Origin of the sequence: Flavobacterium tiangeerense, assembly GCF_007830355.1 — a bacterium.
GTDB classification, from domain to species: domain Bacteria; phylum Bacteroidota; class Bacteroidia; order Flavobacteriales; family Flavobacteriaceae; genus Flavobacterium; species Flavobacterium tiangeerense.
In genome coordinates this window covers 276810-289864 of record NZ_VLKO01000003.1, presented here as the reverse complement: position 1 = coordinate 289864, position 13055 = coordinate 276810, and the positions used below count along the sequence as shown (strand labels likewise).

The following is a 13055-nucleotide window of genomic DNA, read 5'->3' as shown; positions in this document are numbered from 1 at the left end:
AAAAATATTATTTTACCAACTTTAACCATTGTTCAACTACAAATGAGTGGTTAGAATTCAAATTTTAACTGAACTACTACAAATTTTTTTTCATCGGTGTTTAAGTTATTCATTGAAATCCCTAATAGCCTTACCGAATTTTTAAGCCGTTCTTGATACAATAATTCTTTAACAATTTCTAAAATAAGAGATTTATCTGCAATAAAATAAGGTAACGTTTTACTTCTAGTTTGTTGTGTAAAATCACTGTACTTAATTTTTAAAGTCACCGTTTTACCAGAAACGTTGTGTCTTTTTAATCTTTTTTCTAATGAGGATGCAATCATTTCTAATTTTTCTATCATAAAAATTTCTGATGATAGATTGATATCAAAGGTATGCTCTGCTGCCACGGACTTTGCTATTCGGGAACTTTTTACAGGGCTATTATGTATTCCTCTAACCACATCATGAAAGTAGTTTCCCATTTTACCAAAATGTTTTTCTAAAAAAGCTACTGATTTGTCTCTTAACTCTATTCCGGTAAAAATACCTAGTTGATACATTTTCTCAGTAGTAACCTTACCAACTCCATAAAATTTCCTAATAGGTAAAGCCTCAAGAAATGAAATGACTTCATCAGGATTAACTGTTTTTTGGCCATTTGGTTTGTTATAATCACTAGCAACTTTTGCAACAAATTTATTAATTGATATCCCTGCCGAAGCAGTAAGTCCAACTTCATTAAAAATTCGTGCTCTAATTTCTTGCGCTAATAAGGTTGCACTCGGATTTCCCTTTTTGTTATGGGTTACATCTAGATAAGCTTCATCTAGAGATAATGGTTCAACAAGATCTGTATAATCGTAAAAGATTTTTTGAATTTGTTTTGAAATTTCTTTGTACCGATCAAAACGTGGTTTAACAAATATAAGATCAGGACAGTTTTTCTTAGCTACAATACCACTCATAGCACTTTTAACGCCAAACTTCCTAGCTTCATAGCTTGCTGCGGACACTACGCCACGCACCTCAGAACCACCAACAGCGATTGGTTTTCCTCTTAAGGCAGGATTATCCATTTGTTCTACCGATGCATAAAAAGCATCCATGTCTACATGGATAATTTTTCTATTTGACACTTCTTCTTGCATCCAAGTTGCGCATTATACAATTACTTAAACTTTTTTATGACTATCATCCTTAGCATTATCTATTTGTAAATAGTTTTCAATAACGGCAGTTTTATTTTTACTCTCCGTTGGGAAAAAGAAACTCAAGGGTTTAGTTTTAAAATGCCTCCATATAGAGGTTGCTATATGCCTCAATTCAAACCAAGACATTCCTCTAGAACGAAAAGCGAGACCTAATGAAAGACTAAAACTGACGAGGAAATTGATTAACCCTATAATTCCAATACCAAAAATACCCAAAAATAGCATTGTTTGACTTACTTGATAATTAGATCCATATAACGCTAAAGCAAGATTCCCACTAGCAAAGGTAATGTGTCTAATATCTAAATTCAACCCTACAAACAACCCAAATGAAGCTGTACTACCCATGAAAATACCAAACCAAAAATTTGAAATAATACCAGCCCAGCGTTTTTCATATAATTTTGATAATGCCAAAGTCTTTTGGATGCCTAAATTTCGTTTTAAAAAAGGATTTTCAGCAATTCTATAATAAACCTGATTGTGCTTGTCCCTATTTGCAACACTACCTGAAATAATACCCGATAAAAATAAGAAAACACCGGCTATAGCGGCATGCAACATAGCTAGGGAATGTATTGGACTTAAATCTTGAACTAAGTTTTCCCATTTTGATCCAGCAATATTATAATTAAAATAATAATCTATGATCCATATACCAAATAACGAAACCGGAAACGCCATAAGAACGTTTCCAACAAAGGCTATAAATTGAGATCGAAATACACGAGCAAATAAAATGGAAAAAGCCGTATATTTTTCTATTTCTTTCCCTTTTTTAGAAGCACCATCCTCTAAAGCCTTTATCAATGCTGATGCTGTCATTGCTGGTTGCTTTGTGGCTAATGTAAACCCTAAAACATAAATTAAGATAAATCCAAATGCATAATTCATACTATACAAAAAAGCATGACCAAAAAGACTAGTTTCAACTTTTGAAAGCGCAATTTTAATCAAACACAATATTCCTACTATAAAACCACCACCTATTGCAGTCCGCAACATCTTAAAATATTCTTTTCGGGTTTCGGTTATGTAGTGCTCACCTGTCTTAGCCGTGTGCTGAGTGATTTCATAAGATAAAAGTTGTGTACTCTCGGCAATAAATTTTCGAATATTACTCTTATAACAGTTAAATTGAATTAATTGTATACCAAGTCGTATTGTGTTTGTTGTAGTTCCATTTACATCCGAAACAACTATCAAGGAAATTAAAAATTCTAATCGTTCTAACTGTTGTTTTATTTTTAATAGATTTTGGTTCACACGGAGCGATATGCCAAACTTACTACTATTATGAAACGCCTTATTTACAAAATCCAAACATTGTTTATGCAAGACCAAAAGTTGTTGATAAGACAAATCATCAGGAGTGATAAAATGTTCCTTTAATTCTTTTATTCGATCCTCAATCAAAAATAATTCTTTTTCAAAAGCAGAAAAAGGACTTTGTAATTGCTCATATTCAGGAACCATCTTGATCACTTCCCTTTCCATGGCACGACCGCTAACACGCTGGGTAATGACATGCATGGACATCATCACCTCAGACAAGGCAAAATTAGCGGGTCCTGAGCCATAAATAGTTTCTAATTCTAATAAATTGAATAAAAACTCTAACTGAATAATCGAAATAGTACTAATCCAATCTCCATCTGTTGGCAAATAAAATATTTGGTTCAAGACAAACTCTAAACTGTCTTTTTCTGGTTGAAAAGGAAGAAAATTCGCTACAATTCGTTTCTTTAATTCGAAAATAAAATCTACATCTTGCAATATGGCTGCATCAGATAGTACCGAATTGAACTTTAAATCCTTTAATACTAATTTCAAATACAAGGAAAATTGTTCACAAAGAGATGGATTTTGTTCTAAAAAAGAAATCAAATCCCGCAAGTCAACAGTTTTCTTTAATTCTTTTCTTGAGGGTCTAAGGATGCTTACCAACCGTACCAAGAGATCATAGGATACATTAGGAATAAAACCGCTAGAGCTACTTTCAAAAAAGTTTTTGAAAACGGATTCATACGTTGGTTTACCAGTAGGTTTTGAAAAAAATTTCATGAATAAGATTTTATGTAAATTTACAATTCAAAAAATGGAATGACGATTTCTTTGATAACAAAAATCAATACCGCTTACGATAAAAACTAATTTGAAAGCAAAGAAAAATACAATTCTGTATCGAGAATAAGAACTTAAAATAAAAAACAATACATTTGAATTGCTAATAACAAAAATACTATGATTGAAATTGAAAGAAAATTTATTGTAAAAAATCAATCCTTTAAAGAAGAAATTCACACGAAAAGCATTGTATTTCAAGGATATTTAAGTTCAAATCCTGAACGTACGGTACGAGTAAGAATTAAAAATGAAAAAGGATACCTTACAATAAAAGGAATTTCAAACGAATCTGGAACTTCGAGATACGAATGGGAGAAAGAGATACCACTGGTAGAAGCCAAAGAACTATTTAAGTTGTGCGAAAAAGGAGCTATCACAAAAACAAGATACGAAATACCGTTTGGGAATCATACGTATGAAGTAGATGAATTTTATGGAGATAATGAAGGGCTAATCATTGCAGAAATCGAATTGAGTTCTGAGAACGAAAAATTTGACAAACCCAATTGGCTTGGAGATGAAGTCACAGGAGAACAACGCTACTATAACTCTAACTTAATTATCTTACCTTTTAAGGAATGGTAATTAATTGTTTAATACTTCAAGTGTAACAAGCATTCCACCACTACCTTTATTAGAAGCAATTTCCATAAAAGCACGTTTGGTTAAATCAATTTCTCTTGATCTAACAAAGGGACCACGATCTATAACTTCAACAATTACAGATTTTCCGTTTTTTTCATTTGTTACTCTAACTTTTGTCCCAAAAGGAAGCTTTTTATGAGCAGCAGTAAGCTTAGAGTTATCAAATCGTCTGCCACTAGATGTTTTTTTACCATTAAATTTATCGGCGTAATATGAGGCATGAGACTCTTTTTTATACAATTTGAATGTTCCCAAAGTCGCCATCATTGAATCAGCTTTTTTCTCCTGAATATCGGTAATAGCTCTTTCTTTTTTGATGGAGTCTTTTTCTACTAGACCTTTATTACTTGCTCCTTTTACAGAAGAAACTTTAGTATTAGAGACGTTCTGCTTTGTCGCTACAGATCTTTGACAAACAGCAATACTTACCATTGCTATAAAAATAAATAAAGTAATTGATTTTTTCATGTATTATGTATTAGTTGAACAAAATTGCAAAAACCATACCTAGATAAAAAAAGCTCTATTTCTAGAGCTTTTACAGGTTTTTACAACCATAATTTCCATGGAATCCTACTTAAAATAAGAAGCAAACCAATACCGTAAAAAATAGAAAACGTTTTAAATTTAGATTCACTTGAAACAAATTTTTTATGTTTAGACCAACCTATTGTAATAAGGACAATGGCAATAATATTAATCAACGGGTGCTCTAGAGAAGTTAAGCGCAACGCTTTATCCTGCATTTGACCAAAAGAATCTAACCCTAATGGCGAAACGAAATATAAAATAATTCCAACTAATAATTGAATGTGAATTGCAATCAAAGCAAATAATGCTATTTTTCGATCTTTTGAAGTAAAATCCTTTTTAGAAAACAATCCTATTAAAGAATTAACAACCGCAACAACTAGGATTAAAAGTGCTAGATACGCCCAGCCCGAATGAAATTTTTGAATAAAATGGTACATAAATACTTTTTTTGTTTTAACAAATATAATAAAAAAAGACATAAAAAAAACGGCATCTTGCTAAAAGCAGATGCCGTTTTTAAATATTAAATTAGTTCTATTTTAGAAATTGTAACGTAAACTAAAGTTCCAAGTTCTTCCAAAACCGAAGAAAACTTGATTTGCATTTGCAACACCATTATATAGTCTGTTGTTTGATGCATAAGTTCCCAATGCTGCATTAGTTGAACTTACATTATCATTTGCAAAAATATTTGTTCTTGATTCTGCAATGTAAACTTCATTTAAAACATTATTTACATTCAATCTGAAATTCACAGAATTATCTTTGTTTTTACCTACAAGCATTTTATAAGAAAAACCAGCGTCCATCAATCCATAAGAAGGCAACTCTAAAGAACCTTTATTAGTCGCAGAAGTAAAGTTTCCTGGAGAAATAGAAGCGTATAATTTATCTGAATATCTGTAATTAGCATCTAATGTAACTCTTTTAATGACTTCATAAGAAGCTCCCAAAGAAGCTGTAAGCTGAGCAGCATCTCCAACTTTAACTTTATCTAAATATAAAGTTGTTGACGTACCTCCACCAATTGGATTATTTGCATTATCATATCTATTGCTTTCACTATTTCCATCATAAACCCATTTTCCAGCTGAGAACATCGCGTTTATTTTAAACTGATCATTAACTTTTGCATTAGCTTCAAGTTCTACACCAGAGTGGATTTCTGTAATCCCTGAGAAATCATAATAACCACCTGGATTATCAAGAGCCTGGTCAGAAGATCTTTGGTACCTGTCTTTCCAATTAGTATGGTAAACGTTTAAATTAGCATTAAAAACAGCTGAACGAAAACCGTATCCAGCTTCTAATCCTGTAATTTTCTCATTTGTTAAATTTGCACCTAACACAGAAGCATTATTAGGATAAACCGCATTAAAGAATGGCTGTTTTGAATAGTAACCTGCATTAACAAAAACATTATGGTTTTCATTAAAATTATAATTAGCTCCTCCTTTTACGTTTCCTCCAAGAATATTTTCATAATCTGTAGAATATAAAGGATCAGTTGTTTTGTACTTAAAGTAATCATCTCTTCTGAAAGCTTGTTGAGAAACTGCTCCCTGAACAAATGCGGTAAGATTATTCTTACTATACTCTAGTTGAGTAAAAGCACCATACCATCTAACAAGACCGTCATTATTATAATTAATCTTTTCTTGATCAACGCTGTAAAAAGGATTTGCCTTTGGTCTTGCTTCATAAGTATTAGTTAAAATCCTTGGAACCTGAACACCTGTTCCATTAACATTGTTAACATCTGTATTATCAGAATAATTACCAGCACCCAACAAATCATTTAACACTTGGTAATGTATACCTCTGTAAGTTCTTGCATCAAAACCAAAATCTAAAACTAAGTTTTCATTTAATCTTTTATTCAAGTTCATCACACCACCATACCAATTATGAGAGTTAACCGAAGCGATTTGAGAAATACCATTAGTGCTATTATTAGTTGTCGAAGCACTATTTTGATATGCTCCGCCTATTTTAGCTCTTGTAACTGTACTTCCACCAATAACAACAGGTTGGCCAGAATTATAAGCTTGTATCAAGTCTACATTAATTAAACCATTTGCTGTTCTCAAAGGATCTGCAAAAAATCTATTTCCTCTTATTGCTCCAGCACCATTAGAACCTCCTCCACGACCCCAAGATCCATAAAGTACAGTTGACAACTTAGTTGTTTCGTTTATTTTCCAATCCCAGTTGATTGAACCTACGGGTTTGTGATAATAGTTAGTTCTGAAACTATACTCTTGTCCATTTAAATAACCCCAGTCTGAGTTGTATCTAGTATTCGGATCATCATTGCTACCATATTTCTGATAAGTTGCAATTGTTGGAGCAGCAGATCTTTGATTATGCCATTGAGGAGCACCCGTGAATGTAAATTGAACTGAGTGGTCTTTATTTATTTCATAACCAAATGCAAGAAAATAATTATAACCTTGAAACTTAGTTCCATCTATATAACCATCACCACGTGTTTGACTCAACAAAACAGAAGCCGAAAGACCATTTTCCATTTTACCAGTAGAATAAGACGCTTGTGTTTTTAGATAATTTGCATTACCAAAAGTAGATGCAATATTACCACCTTGTTTCATATCAGAAGCTTTTGTAACTATATTGATAGTACCTCCTACAGAAGAAATAGCCAATTTAGAAGAACCTAAACCTCTTTGAACTTGCATTGCAGAAGTAACATCTGACAAACCTGCCCAGTTACTCCAGAAAACCGCACTGTTTTCCATGTCATTTACAGGCATTCCATTAATCATTACCGCAATGTTTCTTTGATCAAAACCACGAATATTGATTCTTGAATCTCCAAAACCACCACCTGATTTGGTAGCATATACTGAAGGAGTATTCGCTAAAATTTCAGGAAATTCCTGAGACCCTAATTTTTCCTGAATTTCAGAAGCTTTAATTGTAGAAACTGCAACAGGCGTTTTTCTGTCTCTTGCAATATCGATTACCGAACTTCTAACAACAATTTCTTCCAGTTGATTAGAATCAGAAACTAGAACAATTCTTCCTAAATTAAGAGTAGCTCCATTTTCAACTGAAAACAAAACTGTTTTAGGCTCGAAACCTATAAAAGAAATAACTAATTCTCCTGATTTAACGGAAGTATTAATAGAAAATTTACCGTCAAAACCTGCAGTAGCAGCAAATTTTGTAGTTTTAATTACAATATTTGCACCTGGTAAAGAACCTTGACCATCTGTAATAGTTCCTGTAATTTTTCCTTGAGAAAAAACTGCTGAAACTACAAAAAACATTAATCCAGTGAGTAACCAATTTTTCATTGTCTTCATTGTTATTTATTAATTAATATTTGGCAAAATTATAACAAATTTAGTTAAGTAAGTTAACGCAATGTTAAATATACTTACTTGCCAAAGTAAGAAATTAGAAAAAATCAATGAATATGTATTTTTTTTACATATTTTTAAATTAAACTTAACAATAACGCCAAATTTATAACTATTTATCTATAGAATTAAGATTTAAAAAGACAAAAAAATAATACATTTTTAATTTTAATATCAGAAATATATCACAAACGTCAAAACTGACATATCAATTCATTTAAAAAACTATTCATATATCAATCTTTCCGTTTTTAAGATAATTATTGGTTTTTTACCACCTATTTTATATTATTTATTTTTTACAAAATGATTTAATAAAAAAGCGGTAGAGCTATCATGACTTTGAACCTCTTTTGTGGTAATCTCCGCTAAAATAGAATTTGCCAACTGTTTACCGAGTTCAACACCCCATTGATCGAAACTAAATATATTCCAAACAATACCTTGAACAAAAATCTTATGTTCATATAAAGCGATCAATGAACCTAAAGTATGTGGAGTTAATTTTTGAATTAAAATTGTATTTGTAGGTTTGTTACCTGAGAAAATTTTATAGGGCAATAGGAATTCTGCTTTCTCAGCTATTATTCCTTGAAGATCAAATTCCTTTTGAACTTGCGTTGCAGATTTTCCGTGCATCAGCGCTTCTGTTTGTGCAAAGAAATTAGACATTAACTTATCATGATGATTGGCATCTCCATATAAAGGAGTAACAAATCCTATGAAATCAGCTGGAATTAATTTTGTACCTTGATGTATCAACTGAAAAAAAGCATGTTGTGCATTGGTTCCTGGTTCGCCCCAAATGATTGTACCTGTTTGATAATTAACAGGTTTTCCATCTCGACCAACACTTTTGCCATTACTTTCCATGGTACCCTGCTGCAAATAAGGTGCAAATTTTTGCAAGTACTGGGTGTAAGGAATTAAAGCTTCACTTTCAGCACCAAAGAAATTATTATACCAAACACTCAACATCGCCAATAAAACAGGCATGTTTTTATCAAAATCAGCTGTCTTAAAATGCTCGTCCATTTCATTAGCACCTTTCAACAAACTATTAAAATTATCATACCCTATTGATAAGCTGACAGTAAGACCTACTGCACTCCACAAAGAGAAACGACCGCCAACCCAATCCCACATTGGAAAAACGTTGCTGGCATCTATTCCAAAAGCAGTAACTTTCTCAAGATTAGTTGAAACTGCAACAAAATGCTTGGCAACATCTTCTTGTTTTGCTGATTTTAGAAACCAATCTTTAATCGTTTCTGAATTCGTTAAAGTTTCCTGCGTGGTAAATGTTTTTGAAACAATTACAAAAAGCGTTGTCTCAGGATTTAATTTTTTTAGAATCTCTTGAACATGATCACCATCCACGTTTGAAACAAAATGAACGTTAAGATGGTTTTTATAAAACTGAAGTGCCTCGACTACCATTGCTGGTCCCAAATCTGATCCTCCTATTCCTATATTTACGATATCTGTAAAAGGCTTTCCTGTATAACCAGTTCGTATACCCGAAACAACTTCGTTTGTAAATCCTTTTATTTTATTTTTTACTTCATATACTTCGGGCATTACATTTATCCCATCTACATTGACCACTGCAGATTCAACAGCACGCAAAGCAGTATGAAGCACGGCTCTACTCTCGGTTTTATTAATCACTGTACCATCAAAATAATCAGCAATAGCAGCTTTAAGTCCAACTTCATTTGCTAATTCTACTAACAACTGAACTGTTTCCTCATCAATGATATTTTTTGAGTAATCTATTAAAAAATCATTCCATTGAATATTCAATTTTTCAGTTCTTGCTGGATCTGACTCGAACAAATCTTGAATTGTTGCCTTTTGCATAGTTTGAAAGTGCAATTCCAGTTTTTTCCAAGCATTAGTGTTTGTTGGATTAATTGTATCTAAAGCCATTTAAAATGTATTTTTTTAGTTGTAATAAAATTTGGGTAAAAATACTCAAATTAGTTTAATGATTAAAAACCCGATTGTTTCACAAATAGAAGTGCAAAGTATTTTCATTTTTAAAAGCAGATGCTCTCTACCTACTATTAAAATAAAGTACTGTTTGCTTATAAATTTGCAATACTATCCAGTTCTTGTTTCAAAGGAGTTATTTGTTGTAAGAACCTATTTTTATTTGCACCTGTCATGGGCTCGCCAGTAGGCAATTTGAGTCTTAATGCATCAACCTGAACTCCATTTTTCCAGAAACGATAACATACGTGAGGACCAGTTGCGAGGCCGGTGCTACCCACTAAGCCAATAACTTGTCCTTGAGTTACTCTTTGTCCGCGTCTCACAAGAATTTTAGACATGTGTAAGTACTGAGTAGAAAATGTTCCATTGTGTTTGACTTTTACAAAGTTTCCGTTTCCGGCAGAATAACCACTTTGCTCAACCACTCCTCCTGCTGTGGTTGTAATAGGTGTTCCCCTTGGCGCAGCATAGTCCGTACCTTTATGTGCTTTCCAGCGATGCTGAACGGGATGAAATCTACTGGATGAAAAACGAGAAGATATTCTACTAAACTTTATTGGAGATTTGAGAAAGAAATTTTTTAATGTCTTACCCTGTTCGTCATAATAATCTACTTTACCTGATTCTGGATTTTGTGCAAAAGGAAATGCATAAATAAACTTTCCTTTGTATTCAAAAAAAGAAGCCTCAAGTTCCTCCACTCCATCATAAATAGAATCATTGATATACCTTTCCGTAAATGTCAATGCAAAACGATCCCCTTTTTTCAATTTCATAAAATCTATAGAGTAAGCATAAATCTTAGTGATTTTACTAGCTAAAGCACCTTCTATTTTAGCATTCCCTAACGTTTCTGATAAAGATTCTTTCAAGACACCACCTATTGTTCGTCTTTTAATAGTTATGGGTTTTACTTTTTTATACACCACAATTGCAGTATCCCTAAAATCTACAACATAATAACTCAAATTATCAGGCTGATAAATAAAAACCTGTAAATCATTAGTTTTGTTTTTAGATCTAAGAATAGTAAAAGGCTTGTTTAGCCGAATTGTTTTAACATTAAAACTATCTTTAACTTTTGCTATAATATCATAAACTTGTCGATTACCAATGTTTTGACTCTCCAGTAAAGTCCCAAAGGTATCGCCATCATGAATGGTATCATGTACAACATTAAAATCCGCATAAATAAAACCAAACTCACTTTTTTTTGATTTTGTTATACTCTTAACTGTTTCAACTTTAAGTTCCTCTTGTTTACATGACATTATCAAAAATAATGCTGCAATTATTGTTAATATTTTTTTCAAACTACCTGTTTACGTTCAATTTACACCTCAACTCCCCAATTATCTAATTCTTGGCTGCTCCATAATTCCGGGAAAAAAATTCTTTTTTGGTATTTAGGATGCATGTATTTTTTCCAGTCGCTTCCGCCAGTTGCTTCTCCATCTCCTTGACCACTTTGATCAATATACTTCTTAGCCGTATTTAAATGTTGCAACACCCAAGTAATATTAACAGTATAATCATAATGTCTCATAGCCTTGATTAACTCTGGGTTTTTCTGATCTAACTCTGGCAACTGTTTGAATTTTTGCCAAATATTGATGGTGTTATACTCTTTCATATAAGCTAGGAATTCTTTCTTGTATTTCTTTTCGAATTCATCTAGCAAATAGGTTTTTTTACCCGTGTGATAATCCTTACCTGCTGCTTGCCAATACAAATGTTCTAGTGCATGCTCATATGGGGTATCTCTATCTATTTTTCCTCTAAATCTATTATCAATAAGGTTAATTAAGTCAGTGGATGAAAACTCAATAAATCTATATTGTGCACTTTGAAAACCACTAGCAGGAGTTAATGTATTTCTAAATTTCATGTATTGATCTACCTCCATACCGTCACCCATAATACTGAAAGAAGTTGTAAGCATGTCAAAATACCTGCTAATTCTCATGACTCTTTCAGTGAAAAATTCAGCATTAATAGCTGGCTGATAAGCAATTTGCTTGATTTCCCAAAGAATCATTTTGAAGATTAACTCATTGACCTGGTGATACATGATGAACACCATTTCATCGGGAAGGGTGGTGCGCTGTGTTTGCAGGCCCAGCAAAGCATCTGTTTGAATATAATCCCAATACGTTATGGGTTTAGACCAAAGCAAACCTTCAAGTTGGGTTTCTACTTTTTGATTAATAGCCTGATATTTTTGCTCAATTTCTTTTAAAATAGTTTCAGAAACCTCTGTATTACTCATTATTTTTTTAATTTAAATGGGCTTTTTAACCCTTTATAAGCATCTAGATCTGCTTTTATAGACCCTACAGCTAAACTAGCTTTTATGCGTAACGGCACTTTATTATTATCATCTGATATCCAGACCGTAACACTTTCTTGTTCCTTAAACACACGTCCTGATTGCACTAAGGGACGAAATATCATGGAGGGAACAACGCCAAATTTAGTGGTTATATTTTCACGACCTATAAATTTAAGCTTGAATTTTGTGGTTTCATCATCAAAAAACATGTCTACAGCTATAGATTCTCCAACATTTAACTTATCAATATTAGGATGATTCCTAAGGTAGTAAAATGTTGACAATATATCCTGAGTGTTTTTCGGAATATAAAGTGCCTTTTCTGTTTTATGTTTATAATCTTTTACAACTACTTTATTTGAGGATTGATTGAAAAAACCTTCTTGATTTTTTGTGTATCCGCCTTCATCAATTTTTCTAACAAACTGGTATGGATTTCTTGTTTCTTTATCAATATAGCTTTCGTATAAATCATCTACTTTAAAGAAAAATCGTGACATACCTGTAGTGTAGCCTTTCCCAACAATATGAAACGTTTTTTTATTGTTTACATTGGCATCTTTTACTTCAAGAGTAGCATAACCCGCATTGACAATGCCGTAGTGAATTCTGAATTTAAAAAACTCTCCTACTGCGTAGGCATCCTCTTGGGGTGAGGAAAAACCAAAGGTGATACCAATGATACAGAGTACAAGTAATTTTTTCATTTCTTAGTTTATAAATTTATATACTCGTATTACAATTTTTATTCCAAATATATTAAAACAAAAAAACTCAGTCAAATAATGACTGAGTTTTTATGCTATTAACTAACCAAAAAACTATAAACTATGAAAT

10 protein-coding genes are annotated in these 13055 nt (G+C 32.3%); 1 reads left to right on the top strand and 9 read right to left on the bottom strand.

What is annotated here, in order from left to right:
- Positions 1 to 50: 50 nt before the first annotated feature.
- Together dinB and IQ05_RS04485 are read right to left on the bottom strand one after the other, a co-directional pair.
- The gene (gene dinB, locus IQ05_RS04490) at positions 51 to 1133 is read right to left on the bottom strand and encodes a DNA polymerase IV (RefSeq protein WP_144890361.1); all 1083 of its coding nucleotides are present in this window, start codon (positions 1131 to 1133) and stop codon (positions 51 to 53) included.
- Positions 1134 to 1157: 24 nt separating this feature from the next.
- On the bottom strand, positions 1158 to 3260 hold the full coding sequence (locus tag IQ05_RS04485; protein ID WP_144890358.1) for a recombinase: 2103 nt from the start codon (positions 3258 to 3260) through the stop codon (positions 1158 to 1160).
- 180 nt (positions 3261 to 3440) lie between these two features.
- On the opposite strand from IQ05_RS04485, the gene IQ05_RS04480 reads away from it, so the two are divergent.
- Positions 3441 to 3908, top strand: a complete 468-nt coding sequence (locus IQ05_RS04480) for a CYTH domain-containing protein (RefSeq protein ID WP_144890355.1) — start codon at positions 3441 to 3443, stop codon at positions 3906 to 3908.
- Here the strand turns inward: IQ05_RS04480 and IQ05_RS04475 are convergent, their stop codons facing one another.
- From IQ05_RS04475 to IQ05_RS04445, 7 genes are all read right to left on the bottom strand, one after another.
- The gene (locus tag IQ05_RS04475; protein ID WP_144890352.1) at positions 3909 to 4436 is read right to left on the bottom strand and encodes a septal ring lytic transglycosylase RlpA family protein; all 528 of its coding nucleotides are present in this window, start codon (positions 4434 to 4436) and stop codon (positions 3909 to 3911) included.
- Between the two features lie 80 nt (positions 4437 to 4516).
- Entirely contained in the window at positions 4517 to 4939 is a 423-nt protein-coding gene (locus IQ05_RS04470; RefSeq protein WP_144890350.1) for a hypothetical protein, read from the bottom strand.
- A gap of 102 nt (positions 4940 to 5041) precedes the next feature.
- Positions 5042 to 7831, bottom strand: coding sequence for a TonB-dependent receptor (locus IQ05_RS04465; protein ID WP_144890347.1), 2790 nt, complete (start codon positions 7829 to 7831; stop codon positions 5042 to 5044).
- 345 nt (positions 7832 to 8176) lie between these two features.
- On the bottom strand, positions 8177 to 9820 hold the full coding sequence (gene pgi / locus IQ05_RS04460; protein ID WP_144890344.1) for a glucose-6-phosphate isomerase: 1644 nt from the start codon (positions 9818 to 9820) through the stop codon (positions 8177 to 8179).
- 158 nt (positions 9821 to 9978) lie between these two features.
- Entirely contained in the window at positions 9979 to 11199 is a 1221-nt protein-coding gene (locus IQ05_RS04455) for a M23 family metallopeptidase (protein WP_144890341.1), read from the bottom strand.
- Between the two features lie 20 nt (positions 11200 to 11219).
- Positions 11220 to 12155, bottom strand: a complete 936-nt coding sequence (locus IQ05_RS04450) for a tryptophan 2,3-dioxygenase family protein (protein WP_144890338.1) — start codon at positions 12153 to 12155, stop codon at positions 11220 to 11222.
- Positions 12155 to 12925, bottom strand: a complete 771-nt coding sequence (locus IQ05_RS04445; RefSeq protein WP_144890336.1) for a DUF3108 domain-containing protein — start codon at positions 12923 to 12925, stop codon at positions 12155 to 12157. The genes IQ05_RS04450 and IQ05_RS04445 overlap by 1 nt, the downstream gene beginning before the upstream one ends.
- Between the last annotated feature and the right edge of the window lie 130 nt (positions 12926 to 13055).

What these genes read in the sequence shown, in the direction of transcription:
- pgi (WP_144890344.1), bottom strand. Translation starts at nt 9,820, where the DNA reads ATGGCTTTAGATACAATTAATCCAACAAACACTAATGCTTGGAAAAAA.
- IQ05_RS04465 (WP_144890347.1), bottom strand. Translation starts at nt 7,831, where the DNA reads ATGAAGACAATGAAAAATTGGTTACTCACTGGATTAATGTTTTTTGTA.
- IQ05_RS04450 (WP_144890338.1), bottom strand. Translation starts at nt 12,155, where the DNA reads ATGAGTAATACAGAGGTTTCTGAAACTATTTTAAAAGAAATTGAGCAA.
- dinB (WP_144890361.1), bottom strand. Translation starts at nt 1,133, where the DNA reads ATGCAAGAAGAAGTGTCAAATAGAAAAATTATCCATGTAGACATGGAT.
- IQ05_RS04485 (WP_144890358.1), bottom strand. Translation starts at nt 3,260, where the DNA reads ATGAAATTTTTTTCAAAACCTACTGGTAAACCAACGTATGAATCCGTT.
- IQ05_RS04470 (WP_144890350.1), bottom strand. Translation starts at nt 4,939, where the DNA reads ATGTACCATTTTATTCAAAAATTTCATTCGGGCTGGGCGTATCTAGCA.
- IQ05_RS04445 (WP_144890336.1), bottom strand. Translation starts at nt 12,925, where the DNA reads ATGAAAAAATTACTTGTACTCTGTATCATTGGTATCACCTTTGGTTTT.
- IQ05_RS04475 (WP_144890352.1), bottom strand. Translation starts at nt 4,436, where the DNA reads ATGAAAAAATCAATTACTTTATTTATTTTTATAGCAATGGTAAGTATT.
- IQ05_RS04480 (WP_144890355.1), top strand. Translation starts at nt 3,441, where the DNA reads ATGATTGAAATTGAAAGAAAATTTATTGTAAAAAATCAATCCTTTAAA.